General features: G+C 50.8%; 15 protein-coding genes. 4 read left to right on the forward strand and 11 right to left on the reverse strand.

Translation table 11 applies throughout. The features are described from left to right. Positions 1–96 precede the first annotated feature (96 nt). The gene (gene trmJ, locus IX31_RS14275; protein WP_034459223.1) at positions 97–837 is read right to left on the reverse strand and encodes a tRNA (cytosine(32)/uridine(32)-2'-O)-methyltransferase TrmJ; all 741 of its coding nucleotides are present in this window, start codon (positions 835–837) and stop codon (positions 97–99) included. Between the two features lie 119 nt (positions 838–956). On the opposite strand from trmJ, the gene suhB reads away from it, so the two are divergent. After that, complete coding sequence (gene suhB / locus IX31_RS14280; RefSeq protein WP_034459225.1) at positions 957–1,760, forward strand: inositol-1-monophosphatase; 804 nt, start codon at positions 957–959, stop codon at positions 1,758–1,760. A 36-nt stretch (positions 1,761–1,796) separates the two neighbouring features. Here the strand turns inward: suhB and IX31_RS14285 are convergent, their stop codons facing one another. Together IX31_RS14285 and IX31_RS14290 are read right to left on the reverse strand one after the other, a co-directional pair. Continuing rightward, on the reverse strand, positions 1,797–2,780 hold the full coding sequence (locus tag IX31_RS14285) for a nickel/cobalt transporter (RefSeq protein WP_034459227.1): 984 nt from the start codon (positions 2,778–2,780) through the stop codon (positions 1,797–1,799). Further along, on the reverse strand, positions 2,771–3,406 hold the full coding sequence (locus IX31_RS14290) for a DUF1007 family protein (protein ID WP_122974022.1): 636 nt from the start codon (positions 3,404–3,406) through the stop codon (positions 2,771–2,773). The genes IX31_RS14285 and IX31_RS14290 overlap by 10 nt, the downstream gene beginning before the upstream one ends. A 137-nt stretch (positions 3,407–3,543) precedes the next feature. On the opposite strand from IX31_RS14290, the gene csiE reads away from it, so the two are divergent. Further along, the gene (gene csiE, locus IX31_RS14295) at positions 3,544–4,824 is read left to right on the forward strand and encodes a stationary phase inducible protein CsiE (protein WP_034460100.1); all 1,281 of its coding nucleotides are present in this window, start codon (positions 3,544–3,546) and stop codon (positions 4,822–4,824) included. On the opposite strand, the gene IX31_RS14300 is transcribed toward csiE, so the two are convergent. The 4 genes from IX31_RS14300 to IX31_RS14315 form a co-directional block, all read right to left on the reverse strand. Beyond that, positions 4,811–5,962 (reverse strand): 3-phenylpropionate MFS transporter, encoded by a 1,152-nt coding sequence (locus IX31_RS14300; protein ID WP_034459232.1) that lies wholly within the window; start codon positions 5,960–5,962, stop codon positions 4,811–4,813. The genes csiE and IX31_RS14300 overlap by 14 nt on opposite strands. A gap of 170 nt (positions 5,963–6,132) precedes the next feature. Next, complete coding sequence (locus IX31_RS14305) at positions 6,133–6,954, reverse strand: aldose 1-epimerase (RefSeq protein WP_034459235.1); 822 nt, start codon at positions 6,952–6,954, stop codon at positions 6,133–6,135. Positions 6,955–6,957: 3 nt separating this feature from the next. Continuing rightward, positions 6,958–8,397, reverse strand: a complete 1,440-nt coding sequence (locus IX31_RS14310; protein ID WP_034459237.1) for a sugar porter family MFS transporter — start codon at positions 8,395–8,397, stop codon at positions 6,958–6,960. A gap of 72 nt (positions 8,398–8,469) precedes the next feature. Continuing rightward, positions 8,470–11,745, reverse strand: a complete 3,276-nt coding sequence (locus IX31_RS14315; RefSeq protein WP_034459239.1) for a DUF5107 domain-containing protein — start codon at positions 11,743–11,745, stop codon at positions 8,470–8,472. A 115-nt stretch (positions 11,746–11,860) separates the two neighbouring features. On the opposite strand from IX31_RS14315, the gene IX31_RS14320 reads away from it, so the two are divergent. Next, positions 11,861–13,057, forward strand: coding sequence for an ROK family protein (locus IX31_RS14320; protein ID WP_034459243.1), 1,197 nt, complete (start codon positions 11,861–11,863; stop codon positions 13,055–13,057). Positions 13,058–13,177: 120 nt separating this feature from the next. Here IX31_RS14320 and glyA read toward each other — a convergent pair whose 3' ends face one another. Continuing rightward, entirely contained in the window at positions 13,178–14,431 is a 1,254-nt protein-coding gene (gene glyA, locus IX31_RS14325; protein WP_034459245.1) for a serine hydroxymethyltransferase, read from the reverse strand. A 346-nt stretch (positions 14,432–14,777) separates the two neighbouring features. Here glyA and hmpA point away from each other — a divergent pair, with 346 nt between their 5' ends. Then, complete coding sequence (hmpA, locus tag IX31_RS14330) at positions 14,778–15,968, forward strand: NO-inducible flavohemoprotein (protein WP_034459247.1); 1,191 nt, start codon at positions 14,778–14,780, stop codon at positions 15,966–15,968. A gap of 94 nt (positions 15,969–16,062) precedes the next feature. Here the strand turns inward: hmpA and glnB are convergent, their stop codons facing one another. The 3 genes from glnB to qseG form a co-directional block, all read right to left on the reverse strand. Then, a complete protein-coding gene (glnB, locus tag IX31_RS14335; RefSeq protein WP_002438074.1) occupies positions 16,063–16,401 on the reverse strand; it encodes a nitrogen regulatory protein P-II in 339 nt (112 codons plus the stop codon). A 72-nt stretch (positions 16,402–16,473) separates the two neighbouring features. After that, on the reverse strand, positions 16,474–17,811 hold the full coding sequence (gene glrR, locus IX31_RS14340) for a two-component system response regulator GlrR (RefSeq protein ID WP_034459251.1): 1,338 nt from the start codon (positions 17,809–17,811) through the stop codon (positions 16,474–16,476). Then, the gene (qseG, locus tag IX31_RS14345; RefSeq protein WP_034459254.1) at positions 17,808–18,527 is read right to left on the reverse strand and encodes a two-component system QseEF-associated lipoprotein QseG; all 720 of its coding nucleotides are present in this window, start codon (positions 18,525–18,527) and stop codon (positions 17,808–17,810) included. The genes glrR and qseG overlap by 4 nt, the downstream gene beginning before the upstream one ends. Position 18,528 lies beyond the last annotated feature (1 nt).

The following is an 18,528-nucleotide window of genomic DNA, read 5'->3' on the forward strand; positions in this document are numbered from 1 at the left end:
GGGTTTTTTATAAATGTGATTGTCACATAGCAGGTCGCAAGTCTGACATTCCCGAGTAAATTGGTCAACTATTTAACCCAGTAATTTACTCAAGTATTATTTGCCGGATTTTTTCTCGTTATCAATAGAAGAAAGCATGCCACGCAGAATGTTAAGTTCTTGAGTTTCCGGGCGTGCACGGTTATATAAGCGGCGTAACTTGCTCATAATCTGGCCCGGATGGCTGGTGCGAATAAAGCCGGTTTTCAGCAATACTTGTTCCAGGTGAACGTAAAAACGCTCAAGATCGTCAGCCGATGGGTACTGAGTCTGGTCTTCAACAACGGCAACTTCTTTGCCCTCTTCTTGAGTAGCAAGCCAGGCGATACGTACTTCATAGGCAAGGATTTGCACGGCCATTGCCAGGTTCAGCGAGCTGTATTCTGGATTTGCCTGGATCGCGACGTGGTAATGGCATTTCTGCAATTCATCATTGGTTAAACCAACACGTTCACGGCCAAACACAATTGCCACGGGTGCATGTTGTGCTTCAGAAATACTCTTTAGACCACATTCGCGCGGGTCGAGCATCGGCCAAGGCAGCGTGCGTGAACGCGCACTAGTGCCGACCACCAGACTGCAACCAGCTAACGCTTCATCCAGCGTATCGACAATTTTCGCTTCACCAATAACATCACTGGCGCCCGCCGCGAGCGCGATTGCCTGAGAGTCAGGTTTTACCAGTGGATTAACCAGCCACAGATTTGTCAGCCCCATGGTTTTCATTGCACGAGCTACAGAGCCCATGTTGCCGGTGTGGGAGGTTTCAACCAGCACTATACGTACGTTTTGCAGCATCGTTGACTCATAGCCTGAAAAGATTATCGCGATATCCTATCATAACCCTGGGACATATTCCGAACGCTCTGCTATACTCCGCCGCGTTTTCCCGTTCTTTAACATCCAGAGAGAGACCGATGCATCCGATGCTCACCATCGCCGTGCGCGCTGCGCGCAAGGCGGGCAATTTAATTGCCAAGAACTACGAAACCCCTGACGCTGTAGAAGCGAGTCAAAAAGGGAGCAACGATTTTGTGACTAACGTAGATAAAGAGGCCGAGCGCCTGATTATCGAAATTATCCGCAAATCCTACCCGCAACACACCATTGTCGCTGAAGAATCAGGCGAACTGGCGGGTACCGAGCAGGATGTGCAATGGGTTATCGATCCTCTGGATGGCACTTCAAACTTCATCAAACGTTTGCCGCACTTCTCTGTATCTATCGCTGTTCGTGTTAAAGGCCGCACCGAAGTTGCCGTCGTTTATGACCCAATGCGTAATGAGCTGTTCACAGCCGTTCGTGGTCAAGGCGCACAGCTGAACGGTTACCGTCTGCGCGGCAGCAATGCACGTGACCTCGATGGCACCATTCTGGCAACGGGCTTCCCATTCAAGCTCAAGCAACACGCCACTCCATATATCAACATCGTTGCTAAACTGTTCACTCAGTGTGCTGACTTCCGCCGTACCGGTTCTGCTGCACTGGATCTGGCATACGTTGCGGCTGGCCGTGTTGATGGTTTCTTCGAGATTGGCCTGAAGCCTTGGGATTTCGCAGCTGGTGAACTGATTGCTCGCGAATCTGGTAGCCTGGTATGTGATTTCACCGGCGGCCATAACCACCTGACCAGCGGCAACATCGTTGCAGGTAACCCACGTGTTGTTAAAGCGATGCTGGCAACCATGCGTGATGAACTGAGCGAAGCGCTGAAGCGTTAATCTCAGAAAATGCCTTCCCGTCGGGAAGGCATTCAATTAAAACGGTCGAATCCCGCGCATTACCGGTTGAGCACTCAGCCACATCACCACTGCTGCTAATACTAAAATTCCACCGCCTGCAAATGCCAATGTTGCCCAGGCAACTTGCCGCCATAAAACGGGTGCTTTGTTACCACTAATGCGTACCGCAAGCTGACGGAAACCGTGGACTAAAAAGGCCAGGCCAGAAATGGTAATAGATGTGCCGGCAGCCATCGCAAGCGTCGACATCACTCCCCAGCTATACACACCAATCACTTTGCTAAATAGCAGCACCATAATTGCCCCAGAGCATGGGCGCATCCCCATGGATAAAACAATCATCATTCGGGCACGCCAGTCTTCTCCTGCTGCAAGCTGTTGCTGCGTGGGTAAATGCTGATGACCACAGCCACATTTTTCATCGTGTACATGATGAGGCGTGAATGAAGTGAAACGCTTCGGTTTTCGCAGCACACGTTGCAATTTACGTAGGGCTCGACCGCACAACATCACACCTAAAACCCCCACCAGCAAATAGCTTCCCTTCTCAAGCCAAAAACTACTCATGTGCAATTGGCGCGACGGCAACGCCAGAATACCCAGCACTACCGTTACCAACCCAATCGCCACCACCCCTTGCAATAAAGATGCTGCAAAAGTCAATTTAAGGCTGCTTTTCAGGCGCGAAGGATGTGTCGCAAGCCAGGTCGTAATAACTATTTTCCCATGACCGGGCCCTAATGCGTGAAGCACACCGTAAACAAAACTAAATGACAGCAACGACCAACCTGCACGCGTAGGGTTCTCGGCAACCTCACGCAGAAGTGTGCTCATTTGCTGGTTAATCGATTTCTGCCACATCGCACTGTCGATGAGGATTTGCGGCCAGTAATACCACAAGCTGTAAAGTGCTCCTGCACAAACCAGCAGGAACAATGCCAGCGGCCACAGGTGAAGCCAATGGCGTGAGTGGGGTTGAGCTGAAGGCATTACTGACATTGCAATATCACCTGTTGAGCAAACTGTTTACCCAGCTCCATATCCTCGGGAGGGGCATCGGCTTTATCCAGCGATTGCGCGAAGGCCAGCGTATCTTCGTTCGGCTGCGGGGTTTTCACCGCGATTTTGCAAAGTGAGTCTAATGTTTTCGGCAATTTGGCATCACTGGCGTTTTCATAACTCATATCGACAAAATAGGTCGGGTCGAACGTCGCAAACTGATACGTCTGCCCCTTCAATGGCTGCGGATGTGCAAGCGGCAAAACAAAGGTCAACACGGCCTGATGTCCTACTCGAGCAAGGCCATACTCAGGTGGCAGGTTATTAAAGGTCACTTTTTTACCGTTATGCCAAAATTCGGTGAAGTAATGCTGTCCCAAAACATTGGCCATGACTTCGGCTGCCAATTTCTTCCACACCGGTGAGTCAGGTTTGGCATTACCGGCGTCATACAGTAGATCTGCTGAAGTGATTTCATCCATCGTCCACTGCATTTTAAGGCCAGTAAGCTGGTCGTTTTCGGTCATCACCGTCGTCACAAGGGTGATAAAACTGTGTGGGTGTGCCAAAGCCACCGGACTAAAAAGCACGCTACTCAAGGCGAAAAACGCAATTCTGTTACACATTTTCCTGCTCATTATTCTCTCAAGCTTAAAATTCTGTGAGCCAGTCAGAATTACGTAATTAAAAAGCTCATATGTGGCTCTCTACGACAAAAGGTTTAGCTACTCTTAGCATTAATAACTTTGACTTGGTTACGCGGATGATGACACTGCTCTCCCCACCACCATCTGTACTCTCCAGTCCGCAGCGCCGCTGCCACCTGCTTTTGTTGCTTTACTTACCGGGCCAAACCGTCACTCCCGAGATCCTCGCAAGGCTCAACGGGGTCGATGACACCAAAGCCCTGCAAGATATAGCCGACACTGGCGATGAAATCCAGCGCTATCACCGGCTGAGGCTTATCACACAGCAGGATGGTAGCTATCGGATTGAGGGCACATCTTTAGACCGCCGTCTGTGCTTATTGCACTGGTTGCGCCGTGCGTTGCGTCTATGCCCACATTTTGTGCAGCAGCAGTTTACCCCTGCGCTTAAAACCCAGCTTAAACAGCAAGGGATCCTGACTGCGTTATATGACGAGAAAAACCTCCAGGCGCTGATCGGTCTTTGTGCACGACGCTTGCAACGGCAATTTGATAGCCGCGACGTACAATTTTTAACGCTGTTTTTGCAGTACTGTTTGCACCAGCATCATGCTGGGATCACACCAGAATTCACTGAGCAGCAACGCGCGTGGACGCAAATACGCCCGGAGTTTGTGGCAGCGCTTGAGATTGCCCGCCACTGGAAGCGTCGCATGTTGCAATCAGCCAGCGAAAACGAGCAATTATTCCTGGCGCTATTATTCCAGTTACTACGCACTCCCGACCCGATTCATGACAATCATGAGCAAGATTTACGCTTACGCTCGGCTATTTGCGGAATGATTGCGCGCTTTCGCGAGCTGGCGGGTATGTCCTTTAGCGATGAACAGGGTCTGAGTGACCAACTCTACATTCATCTTGCTCAGGCATTGGATCGTTGCCAGTTCGGTATTGGGATTGATAACAGCCTACCGGAAGAAATAACCCGCCTTTACCCACGCTTAATGCGCACCACACGTGAAGCGTTCAATGATTTTGAAAACCATTTTGAAATGCGTTTTTCAGATGAAGAAGTGGGACTGGTGGCTGTGATATTCGGAGCGTGGCTAATGCAGGAAAATGATCTGCATGAAAAGCAGGTTTTGCTGCTCACTGGCAATAATATTGAACTTGAACAGAGTGTTGAACAGCAGCTTCGCGAGCTCACGTTACTGCCGCTCAATATTAAACACCTGACGATTCACAGTTACCAAAAAGAGGGGGCGCCGAAAGAAGTGGTGTTGGTGATTACACCCTACTCCACCACATTGCCACTGTACTCACCGCCACTGATTCACGTCACGCTGCCGCTGGGTGAACATCAGCAGCAGCAGATCCGTAAGATTATTGAGTGTTAACGCAATATGAAACGGGGCGTGGCCGAATGAACAGTGCAGGCACGGCCACCAGCGCCATAACCCAGAACACATTGCCCTGCATGTGCTGATACAGATAGCCGGAGAACATGGTCATAATGGCAATCCCACCGCCCATTGCTACGGCTGAATAGACAGCCTGCAAACGGATCACTTCATTACCTTCGCGCGCGGAGATATAACGCATCGCCGCCAGGTGGCAAACAGTGAAACTACCGCAGTGCAGGATTTGCGCGGCAATCAGCCACGGCAAATCGGTGGTCCAGGCCATCAGGCTCCAGCGCAGTATTCCTGTCACACCAGAAAGCAGCAGTAAGTCCCGCGCACTCCAGTTGCGGAACAGCTTGTTGCTGAGCGCAAAAATCACAATTTCCGCGACAACACCCAGCGACCATAGATACCCGACAACCGAAGCAGAATACCCTGCGCCCTGCCAGTAAATCGCACTGAACCCGTAGTAAGCCGCGTGGGCACCTTGTAATAACGTTACACAGGCAAGAAAACGCCATGACCCAAGCACCAGTTTTTTCCAGGCAGGCCAGCCCGCACCTTCTTTATGGCGAGTTTCACCTTGCGGCATCACGGATGGGCGCAGCATCATGCCGATAAGCATTGATGCGACACCAATGCTCAACAGCACCAGAATCGCCTGGTAGCTAAACATGCTCACCAGTTTGCCCGTCATGGCGGAACCTATCACAAACGCCAGCGATCCCCACAAGCGTACACGGCCATAATCCATGGTGATTTGACGCTGCCAGGTTCCAGCCAACGCATCGGTAAGCGGCACCAGCGGTGAGAAGAACAGGTTAAAACCGACCATCACAATCAAAAGCCAGGTGGCGGTTTGCCCAAACCAGAAAGCAACGGCAAATAGCAAAGTGAGTAAGGCAAGTAAACGCAGAGCAAAGACAAGTCGGGAAGGGTCGGTAACACGAGGTGCAAGAAGCAAACTACCAAGGAAACGGGCGATTAATCCAGCCCCTAACAACAGTCCTATGGTTTCAGGTGGTAGACCAACTCCGGCAAGCCAGACACTCCAGAATGGCAGGAAAATCCCGTAGCTAAAGAAGTAGGTAAAATAACTGAGCGCCAGCCAGCGCGTTGAATGCAAAACCATGATCCCTCCCGTTTTGGAGGCGCTAGTGTGTCCGAGCGCTGGCGTGCTTGCAAGCATTCATTAACAGACTAATAACACGCAATAATTAAACGGCTTTATTGATTTACCTGGATTGATAAGCAGCAGCGCCATCCAACGGCATTCACGGATGGCACTCACGCTTATCCGACCTACAAAACCATGATTTCCATGGCTAGCCGTGTCGTTTCCCCTCCCTGCAGCAATACCAACCCCGGCTGCCCAGGCATGTTGTGGGCATTCACCGGGTGGTTTTGTGGCTCAAGGCAAATAAAGGGTTCGCCCGCCATACGGAACACCATCAAGTACGGCGTGGAACATTTTAGCTGCACCAGCAGGTCACCAGATTCAATCAACGCCAAACCATTCCAACCGGAATAGCCAACATTCAGCCATTGGTTGTCCGGGATTTTCGCCGTGATGAAATTGGTTTGCGCCGTCAGTTGGTCACTCCACTCAAGAGGTAAGTGATTCTCTCCTTCAGGCCAGAAACCCGTTGCTCCAAACTGCACGCGTGTCGCGGGTGTGAGATGGAAAAAGGGATGAAAACCCAGCCCATAAACTATCGGCTGACTCCCCCGGTGAGTGAGCTGAAGCTCAGCAATAAAACGCTTACCTTCCAGCCGGTAAATCAGCCGCGCGTGATAATCAAACCCGCACTCATGCCGACTATCCAGTGTCAAAACCACCTGCTTACTATCCTGGATTTCTACCTGCCAGCTTTTAAGCCAGCCGTCGCCATGAAGAAAAAACTGTTCATCGACAGGACTTTTCGGCAACGTGACCATTTCTCCGTGTAGCCGAAAGCAATTCCCGGCGACGCGGTTTGCCAGTGGTAGCATCGGGAATAGTGCTTTTTCACCTGCGTAAAGAATCGGTTGCTGGTGCTTTAACGAATCCAGGCTGAGGATTGCCGCCCCTTGCGGGGCGACGGTTAAACGTAAGTGTTCATTTTCAAGTTTCAGACTTTCCATAACTTAGTGCGCCGTTCTTTCAGCGCGGGCTTTTGCCGCTGCACCGTGTTGCTCTGCCATACGTTTTTCCAGCGCTTCCAGGCTCACGCCTTTAGTTTCTGGAACGTAACGGCGCACATAGACAAAGCCTGCCGCACAAATCACGCCATACAACAGGAAGCTCCCCGCAGCCCCAAGACTGGCGTTCAATAACGGGAAGGTGTAGGTCAACAGGAAACAGGCAATCCATAACGCCAGAGTGCCTAAAGACATCGCCAGGCCACGCACACGATTAGGGAAAATTTCTGACAGCAGAACCCAGGTAACAGGTGCCAACGTCAGGGCATAAATCGCAATCGCCGCCAGAACCAGAATTAACACCGGCAGCCCCATAATGCCGAGACCATATGCCGCACCAATTAATGCATAGATAATGGTCAGCCCCGCAGCACCAAACAACATCAGCTTACGACGGCCAATTTTATCCACCAGCGGCAGCGCGGCGAGGGTGAAGATAAGGTTAATCAAGCCAGTGGCCACAATAGATTTCAGGGTGCTGTTGATATCAAACCCGGCGGAGGCAAAAATCTCCTGCGCATAGTTGAATATCACGTTAATCCCACACCACTGCTGGAATACCGCCAGCACCATACCAATGATAATGATTGGCTTAACCTGTGGCTGCCATAACGCGCCCCAGGAGACTTTTTGCGTGTCATTATTCAGCGTTTGCAAAATGTCATTCAGGGTATCGTCGGCATATTTCTGGTTACCGATACGTTTAAGCATCTGGTGAGCACGTTCATTTTTCCCGGCACGCGCCAGCCAGCGTGGCGATTCAGGCACAAAAAACATCAGCACTAAAAATGCCAGCGCCGGAACCAGTTCTGCACCGAACATCCAGCGCCAACCAACCTGCCCGTTCCAGCTTTCAGTAATTTGCTGCATGGTCGCTGCGGTGCCAACCGGTTCAGCAATCAACAGGTTAATAAGCTGTGCTGCCAGCACGCCAATCACAATAGTTAATTGGTTGATAGCAACAAACTTGCCGCGTTTTTCAGCCGGACTCACTTCCGCGATATACATCGGGCTTAACGCTGATGCGAGACCAATCCCCACGCCACCGACGATGCGATAAACCACAAACATATCGAAGTTACTGGCCATCGCCGTACCCCAGGCCGATGCGGTAAACAGTATCGCCGACATGATAAGCGGTGTTTTGCGTCCAAACCGGTCAGCACACCAGCCGGAAATCAGCGCACCAAAAATACAACCCACCAATGCGGAACTCATCGCCCAGCCAGACTGAGCGGGATCGGTGATTGAAAAGTAAGCTTCGTAGAAGGGTTTGGCGCCGCCAATCACCACCCAGTCATATCCAAATAGCAAACCGCCACAGGCGGCCACCAGACAGATAGTCCATACATACCCCATGCGTAGTTGTGTCTGCACAGTTTTCATTGTTATTCCTCGCTTTGTAGAGATACAGAGGAGGCGGGATTTATTTCCCGCCGTTTATTGTTATTTCGGCACTCAGGCAAACACGCCGCGCTGCATAGCCAGATGCAGCAAGTGTGCTTTGTCGTGAGCCGGATTTTGTGACAGTAAAGCTTTCAATGCTGCTTCGAACTCGGAGTGTTCCCCCAATCCCAGATGCCCAAGGGCTGCGACAAACAGGCAGTGTTGCTGGTGTGCAGCCTGACGGTCGGCATCCAGCGCGACCAAATCTGGCAGTGATACGGCAAAGAAATCAGGTTCAGATGGGTCATTAAAGTGGGCATCAGCCCAGTGAATAAAGCTACGGAATTGCTGTTGCGCCCGCTCTTTATCACCAAGGCGTACCAGCGCCATGGCCTGGTAGAATAAGTAATCGACAGGTTGGTCGTTGTAATAACGCCCGGCTTCCAGAGTGGAGCCCCCTTCCAGCGCACGCTCGAAATAGAGCTGAGCACGTTCCTGCTGCTGGAGTTGTTGTGCACACCAGCCGAGCAGATACCAAATATCGTTATCGCTCTGGCCGACTAAACGCCCCTCACCCAAGTTTTCCGGGTAATTTAGCGCCTGCTGTAGCAACTCTTCTGCTTCGCCAAACTGGTTATTGGCAATGCACTCCAGCGCACGGTATTGCAGGTTGATAAGATACTGTCCGGTGACTTTGCCTTCCCCACCTTCCCATGGGTGGAATTTTCGCAGTGCCAGAACTTGTGCCGCCGCATCGGTTTCACCGTGAATATTCCACAAGCTCAACAATTCAGCGGTAAGGTCGTCGCGTTTAAGCACCACATCACGACGAGCTGCGAGATTCGCCAAACGTTGCCCGATAGCGCGCCCGTTAAGTTTTTGCAGGTAATCGAGTTCAAACAGGAAGCGGGCGTTATCAGGCTCAAGTTCAACCGCTCGTTGCAGATAACTTTCGGCAAGGCTTACATCATGTGTTTTATTCCAGGCATGAATCCCCAACACACGTTGTACTGCAGCGAATTCCGGGAGTTGCTGTGCTGCAAATTGCCAGCAGGAAACAGCTTCGTTATATCGGCGTTTGCTGTACCAGAAACAACCAAGCAGATATTGTGCGAAGCCATCGTGCGGCAATCGCTGTAACATTTGCACTTCATCCAGAGTATTTGGGAAGCGAACTTTACGAGCAAAATTCTCCTGCGCCTGCTGAATGAAAACGTGTTGCTCAGTACGGTCAGTGGTTAGCGCCGCACGCCATAAAAGCGGCATCGCTTCTTGTGAGTCAAGAACACCCAGCATCTCTTTCGCCGCCGAATCCTTGCCAAGGCTCACCAACCAACCGGCCAGTACACTGGCATTAACACCTCGTTTTCCGGTAACTCGCACCAGTTCAGCACGATCGGTTTCACTTTGCGTAATTGCCCAGCGGGCGTAGTACAACACGTAACTAAGCGGGTATTCCTCTAGTTGCTGCGCAATCCAGATCAGCGCATTTTGTGTTGCCCCTGTTCGATGTAAAACCAGTGCTTTTAGCCCCATAGCCAGATTATTGCTGGCGTTAAACTTGAGGCTTTGGTTCACAAACGCCAGTGATTGAACGACATCACCTTTACGCAGTGCCAGACGCGCCAGCGCGTAGAATGCAGCATCGCGGCAGTTGCCACTCCAGCTTGCTTTGAAGTAGTCGTCAAATGCGCCGTTGAAGTCGCCTTGCTTCTCTTTTGCCGCTCCACGCAACATGCTGGCATCGCCATTTTGCGGGTTCTTATTCAGACGATGTGCGCGTTTCAATGCCGCATCCGCGTACTGTTTAGCAAGCTCCCAGTTGCCCCGGTTAAATTCAAGCTGGCCGAGTGCTACGTTGCAGCGGTAATCCTCGGGATCTAATGCCAGCGCTCGCTGGTAATAATCCAGTGCTGAGCGGCTGGCGTGCAGATATTGCTCCAGATGTTGCCCGATAAAATACAGCTCATCGCAATTGGTGAGGTCATGTGGTTTAGCGGGCACGCTGGCTGGCTGCGGCAGAGGTAAATCTTCAGGGACATGTTCGCAATAGCTGAGAATGATATTGCCCTGCGGATCGCGCAAATTTAACGTCAGACGTTGTGGCCAGTGGTTGCCGAATTTTTCCTGCCACGCCTGCGCGGGTTGTAATGAAAGAGCTGATTTCCAGAGTGTTTGGCCTGCGGCTTCAATGTCGAGTGTAAAATCAGGCAGAGGCGCAATAGCGTATACACCAAGGTGCAGCTCGCCGTTGTGGCGTTCCAGTTTAATTGCCGCCTGAGTGTTGGCGTTTTGCAAAGTGCCAAGCTGGCTATATGGCAGGAAGTTCTGCACGAAGACTTTTTCTTCGTAAGGGGCAATCCAGGTGAAATCTGGCTGATTATCGGTAAACACACCGGTCATCAGTTCAATATACGGGCCATTTTCATCGGTTAGATTGCGGTCCCAGGCCTGGCCGAAATCGCAGTTTCCCCATGACCATTGTTTCTTACCCGGTGAAACATGGTGGTCCGCAATATGTAATAGACCGCCCTGCTCGCCATGATGGTAGGCACCCACAAAATCGTAATCTGATTTATCCGCCATATACGAAGTCGGCACCGGGATGTTTTTGTAGCGTGAGATATCCACACCAGCGGAATAATCAACTTTGTAGTAAGTACCGTGAGCAATCGGGAAGGCAGAAACATCGCGTTTACCGTGATCGAATACCGCCGTGACATCTGGCGGGAATACGCTTTGGTGATCATCACCACCTTTTACCGCCGGGTTTGCCCACCACAGGAAATGACCCGGCGTGGCGTTGCCATTGAATACTTTTCCGGTGATTTCAATCAGCGCTTTTTCTGGATAGAGCGTAAAACCTGTCATCACTTGTAGGCCACGCATTGGCTCAACTTCACCGAGCCATACGGTTTGCGCGCCGTTGTCATGTTTCTGGAAAGTCACATCCACCGGCATGAAGGTGGTTGGCCGATGATGCTGCGGCCAGTTAAATTCGATACCACCGGAAATCCACGGCCCAACCAATCCAACCAAAGCAGGTTTCACCACTTCGTTGTAGTAAACAAAGTCACGCTCCATCACTTTGTCGTACGCACGATGAATTCGGCCACCCAACTCAGGCAATAACATTACGCGGATAAAATCGTTCTCAATCCACACCGCGTTGTAATCACGCATCTCGCGAATACCAGTAAGTGTGTCGATAACTCCGTAAGGATAAACCGCACCGGAAGACCCCTGATAGACACGGTTTTCCAGAAACATCGGATTCGGATCTTCCGCACCGGTAGTCCAGGTGGGTAAAGCAATCGTCTCTTGCCAGACGCTAACGGCTCCGTACATTTCGCTTCTCCAGTAAACAAACAACAGTGAAATACGTTATGTTTGCAGTGTAGAGAACTCATTACGGCTTAGAGCGCTTAATGCTCACACAATAAAGTTAACGGAGTTTAGTGAAATGCATGATTCAGGGCTGAATAATCAACGCGTGCGCCAACTCAATCGCCAGACGATTATGAAACTGGTTTGGCAGCATAAGCGCCTAAGCAAATCACAGTTTGCGCAGTACACCGGGCTGTCCATTCCAGCGGTGAGTAAGATCCTTGAGGAGCTGGTGAGCGATGGGAAATTGAGCCATTCCAGTGAAAATCTCAGTAACCGAGGCATTAACAGCGGCAGTTATCAAATTCCACCTGATGGCGATTTCATTCTATGCATGAATGTCTCGCCCACCAGTATTGAAAGCCAACTGTGCGATGCACAGCTTTCACCGCAAGGGGAATTTGTACACATCCATGTGAACGCCACCACACCGCAGGCATTACTGGCCACTATTGAGAACATCTGGCGTAACCAACGCAAAATCTGGCCGAAAAAAGTCATCAATCTCGCTTTAGCTATTCATGGCCAAGTCGATCCTGTAACAGGCGTTTCGCAAACCATGCCGCAGGCTCCGTGGCGTGAGCCGGTGGAAATTAAATATCTGCTCGAGGAAAAGCTTGGTGTAACGGTAAGAGTCGATAACGACTGCGTGATGCTAGCACTGGCAGAAAAATGGCAGAATCCAGCAAATCGCCAGGATTTCTGCGTGATAAATGTCGATTACGGGATTGGTTCATCGTTTGTAATCAACGGGCAGATTTATCGCGGCAGTTTATATGGCAGTGGGCAAATCGGCCATACCATTGTGAACCCAGACGGCATGGCTTGTGACTGCGGGCGCTATGGTTGCCTGGAAACAGTAGCTTCGTTGAGCGCGTTAAAAAAGCAGGCACGCATATGGTTAAAATCACAGCCAGGAACGCCTAAGCTCGACCCTGAATCGATAACCTCAGCACAGCTTATTGCTGCCTGGCACGAAGGCGATGAACAGGTGTGCCGTTGGGTCGAAAGTGCCGCAAACGCCATTGGGTTAAGTCTGTACAATTTCCTCAATATCCTGAATATCAATCAGATTTTGTTTTATGGCAGAAGCTGTGCATTTGGTGAAAGCTGGCTTGCAACTATCGACAAGCAGATTGGATTTAATCCATTTGATCACGGCGACTCACTGAAGATGAACGCCACGCAGATTAGTTTTGGACAATTAAGCAGGCCACAGCAGGTCATGGGGATTGGGTATCTGTACGCAGAAGTTGCGTTAAACGAGATGTAATAACGTGCAGGCATAAAAAAACCCCGGCAAGCCGGGGTTGAGTCAGACTTTATACTCGTAAGCATTCGAGTTGCGGGTAGGCGGTAAGTGAGCCCCCTACAGCATGAAGGATGACGGGTATTACGCGTAAACAGGTAAGCGCGCGCAAATATCCAACACTTTTTGCTTAGTGCGTTCAATGACCGCTTCGTCGTTGATGCTATCAAGCACATCACACATCCAGCCAGCCAGTTCACGAACATCAGCTTCGTTGAAGCCACGACGAGTTACCGCTGGCGTACCGATACGAATACCAGAAGTCACAAACGGGCTCTTCGGATCGTTTGGCACGCTGTTTTTGTTCACGGTGATGTTTGCGCGACCGAGGGCTGCATCAGCTTCTTTACCCGTCAGGTTTTTATCAACCAGATCCAGCAGGAACAGATGGTTGTCAGTACCGCCAGAAACCACTTTGTAACCGCGGTCCAGGAACACAGAAACCATTGCTTTTGCATTCTTAGCAACTTGTTGCTGATAAGTTTTGAACTCAGGTTCCATTGCTTCTTTCAGTGCAACAGCTTTGCCCGCGATAACGTGCATCAGTGGGCCACCCTGCGCGCCTGGGAATACAGCGGAGTTCAGTTTCTTATACAGCTCTTCGCTGCCGCCTTTTGCGAGAATTAAACCACCGCGCGGGCCAGCCAGCGTTTTGTGTGTAGTAGTAGTAACAACGTGAGCGTGTGGAACAGGGTTCGGGTAAACGCCCGCGGCAATCAGGCCCGCAACGTGCGCCATGTCCACGAACAGTTTCGCATCAACCATGTCTGCGATTTCACGCATTTTCGCCCAGTCAACCACGCCGGAATAAGCAGAGAAGCCGCCGATGATCATTTTCGGCTTATGAGCTTTAGCTTGTTTTTCCAGATCTGCATAGTCGATATGACCAGATTCATCGATACCGTAAGGAACGATGTTGTACAGCTTACCGGAGAAGTTTACCGGGGAGCCGTGAGTCAGGTGGCCGCCGTGTGCCAGGTTCATACCCAGAACGGTGTCGCCTGGTTCCAGCAGCGTGGTGTATACCGCGAAGTTAGCCTGGGAACCGGAGTGCGGCTGCACGTTAGCATAATCAGCGCCAAACAGCTCTTTTGCACGGTCGATAGCCAGTTGCTCAACCACGTCAACATATTCGCAACCGCCGTAGTAACGTTTGCCTGGATAACCTTCAGCGTACTTGTTGGTTAACTGAGAACCCTGCGCCTGCATCACGCGCGGGCTGGTGTAGTTTTCGGAGGCGATCAGTTCAATGTGCTCTTCCTGACGTACTTTTTCTTGCTCCATAGCCTGCCATAAATCGGCATCATAATCGGCAATGTTCATTTCACGTTTTAACATTCGCTTCTCCTTCACTCAGCTAACAGCAAATATTTGCACAGCTTTACGGCCGCAATAAATACAACGGGCAACAGTGTAAACCGAAACGTTATCGTGTGATAGGTCTTGACATAGGTTTTTACGCAAACGATTGGCTTGGCGTCCCGCAAGGGTTTGAAGGGAAAAGTGGCAAGCTGTTTCAACGGATATTAATTCATCATCAACATGCAGAAATTTCACGTTATGTGAGCCGAATCGACTCAGTCAGTATCCATTTACACAGTAGTGCTTTTTTTTATTCTGATTATTTAATAAGATGCATTTAAAATACAACATTAACTTTAAACGTTAAAAATGGAGCTATCTCATGCTTGATGCACAAACCATCGCCGTTGTGAAATCCACCATTCCCCTGCTTGCAGCAACCGGCCCGAAACTTACCGCACACTTTTACGATCGCATGTTCAGCCATAATCCTGAGCTGAAAGAGATTTTCAATATGAGCAACCAGCGCAACGGCGATCAACGTGAAGCGCTGTTCAACGCTATCTGCGCATACGCCACCAATATCGAAAATCTGGAAGTGCTGTTGCCTGCGGTTGAGAAAATCGCGCAGAAGCACACCAGTTTCCAGATTAAACCTGATCAGTACGACATTGTCGGTGGCCATCTGTTAGCGACGCTTGATGAAATGTTCAGCCCAGGCCAGGAAGTGCTGGATGCGTGGGGCAAAGCGTACGGCGTTCTGGCGGGCGTGTTTATCAACCGTGAGGCAGAAATTTACCAGGATAACGCGGCGAAAAATGGCGGCTGGGAAGGGACACGCGCTTTCCGTATTGTGGCAAAAGAGCCGCAGAGCGCACTCATCACCAGTTTTGAATTTGCTCCGGTTGACGGTAAACCAGTCGCTGATTATCAGCCAGGCCAATACATTGGCGTGTGGCTGAAACCTGAAGGCTTCCCGCATCAGGAAATTCGCCAGTACTCACTGACCCGCAAGCCTGATGGCAAAACTTATCGCATTGCGGTTAAACGCGAAGATTTGGGCCAGGTTTCAAGCTGGTTACACAACCACGCACAAGTGGGCGATGAAGTGCATCTGGCTGCGCCTGCCGGTGATTTCTTTATGGAAGTGAACGCGCAAACGCCGGTTACGTTGATTTCAGCAGGTGTTGGCCAAACGCCGATGCTGGCAATGCTCGATACGCTGGCGAAAAATGCCCATTACGCACAGGTGAACTGGTTCCATGCGGCAGAACATAGTGACGTGCATGCATTTGCGGATGAAGTGAATCACCTGGGGGAACAGCTGCCACGCTTTGAGCGCCACGTATGGTACCGCAATCCAGGTGAAAGCTGCCGTACACAGGCGAAATTTGATAGCGAAGGTTTGATGGATTTACTGGCTCTGGAAAGCAAAATCAGTGCGCCAGAGATGCAGTTTTATCTGTGTGGGCCGGTGAGCTTTATGCGTTTTGCGGCGGAGCAGTTAGTGAAGCTAGGCGTTGGGCAGGAGCGAATTAATTACGAATGCTTTGGCCCGCATAAAGTGATGTGATCAAAAAACACGGTGGATGTCGCTTTCGCTCATCCACCCTACTTCAGTGTTCATAAGTCGGATGAGCAAAAACGACATCCGACATTAAACACACTTAAATCGCCGCGTCGTCTTCTTCGCCGGTACGAATACGCACCACACGCGCTACGTCAAAGACAAAGATTTTACCATCGCCGATTTTACCAGTTTGCGCAGTGCGGATAATGGTATCCACGCAGGTATCAACGATGTCGTCGGTGACGACAATTTCAATTTTTACTTTTGGCAGGAAATCCACCATGTACTCAGCACCACGGTACAATTCGGTGTGCCCTTTCTGACGACCAAAACCTTTAACTTCAGTTACCGTCATGCCGGTGATACCAACTTCTGCCAGCGCTTCGCGCACGTCATCCAGTTTGAACGGTTTAATAATCGCATCAATTTTTTTCATGGTATTTCCGGTTCCCGCACAACTCTAGTGTGCTGCCTGGTTACAGTAATCGTGGTTTCAAATTACCACAAACTACTCTTTAAAGTCATTGGCATCGAGTTCATGCCTTGAGAGTAATTTGTAGAATTCAGTACGGTTACGCCCCGCTACGCGCGCGGCCTGGGTGACATTACCTTTGGTCATTTGCAGCAATTTGCGCAGATAGTTCAGCTCGAACTGGTTGCGTGCTTCAACGAAAGTCGGCAGCGCAGTATTCTCACCCTCGAGAGCCTGCTGGACCAGCGCTTCGCTGATAACGGGAGCTGATGTCAAAGCTACGCACTGTTCAATCACGTTAACCAACTGGCGCACATTGCCCGGCCAACTTGCCGCCATCAGGCGTTTCATTGCATCGGTGGAAAAGCTGCGAACAAATGGCTTATGGCGATCGGCTGACTGGCGTAATAAATGATTCGCCAACAAAGGCACATCTTCTGCCCGTTCATGCAGAGCCGGGATCTTCAGGCTCACCACATTGAGGCGGTAAAACAGATCTTCGCGGAACTCGCCGCGCTCCATCGCTTTGGGTAAATCACGGTGGGTGGCGGAAAGAATACGCACGTCGATATCGAGATCGCGGTTACTGCCTAGCGGACGCACTTTACGCTCTTGCAACACGCGCAATAATTTGACCTGCAAAGGAATCGGCATATCGCCAATTTCATCAAGGAATAACGTTCCGCCTTCTGCGGCCTGGAACAGCCCTTCTCTGCTGCTGACTGCACCGGTAAACGCGCCACGCGAATGGCCAAACAGTTCTGACTCCAGCAACTGCTCCGGCAGCGCACCACAGTTAATGGCGATGAACGCTTTTTTGCTGCGCGGACTGGCGTTGTGAATAGCCTGCGCGAGGATCTCTTTGCCGGTCCCGCTTTGCCCGTTAATCAGCACGCTAACATCCGACTGAGCCACCATGCGTGCCTGATCCAACAAGCGCAGCATCGTTGGGCTGCGGGTAACAATAGTGTCGCGCCACATATCATCGCCGGCAGTGACCGTATGCTCGAGAGCATCGTCAATCGCCTTGTAGAGCGCATCTTTATCAACTGGTTTAGTCAGGAAACTAAAAACGCCCTGCTGTGTTGCGGCCACGGCATCCGGAATAGAACCGTGAGCGGTCAGAATGATAACCGGCATTCCCGGTTGTGCTTTCTGGATTTCGGCAAACAGCGCCATGCCATCCATCTCATCCATCCGCAGATCGCTAATCACTAAGTCGATTTTTTCTCGCCCCAAGAGACGCAACCCTTCAGCACCACTTTCCGCGGTGGAAACGGTATAACCTTCACTGGTCAGGCGCATACCGAGAAGTTTAAGCAAGCCCGGATCGTCATCAACCAGCAGGAGTCTTGCAGGCTTACGTTGCGTCATGGTTTCGCCTCCTGCGCGGGTTTTGTATTGTCCGGCAACTCAGCACCGGCAGGTTTGCGGCTCGAAAGCTGGCGTTCAATGTCCGTCAGGTTTTCTAGTTTGCGAGTCGTCAGGCTGAGCTGGCCTCTGAGACGTTGCTGTTGTTCACGCAACGTATCCAGTTCGTTGTCTGACGACTGTTGTAATTTGCTGTAGCGGGTACGTTCATCTGACAAAGCCAGCAACGACGCTTGCCCATCACGCCAGACCTGGAATAACGAGCGCACCTGTGAAGGCACCTCTGTCGTCATCGCATCCAGCTTAACCATGTAACGGCGGCGCTCGGTTGGGCTAATTTTGGCGTTCGCCAACAAAATTCCTCTTTTGAAGGTGTCGCGCCAACTATCAGATGGCCAGCGGCGTGCTTCAGCTCGCGCCTGAATAGGTGCTAAACGTTCTGCGCAGTCCATCGCCCGAAGCCAATACAGAGGGTTACTCATTGAGTCGTGGCTCTGGTTTTGCCAGATATCCTCACAATCTGTAGACAAGTAATCGGCCAGTTGCTGTTCCGGTTCTTCTGCTCGTTGTGGGTGTTTAACATCTTTCGGCACAGTATTCTGAACACAGCTCGCCAGTAGTAATGGCACAAGTAATGCGGACAGCGGGCGAATTGAAACTGGGCTGCGTAGGCATGGAATTAAGCCGTTACGCAACACGTGAAAAATAGTCGCTTTCATT

The sequence above is a fragment of the Buttiauxella noackiae genome (assembly GCF_000737905.1).
Classification (GTDB): domain Bacteria; phylum Pseudomonadota; class Gammaproteobacteria; order Enterobacterales; family Enterobacteriaceae; genus Buttiauxella; species Buttiauxella noackiae.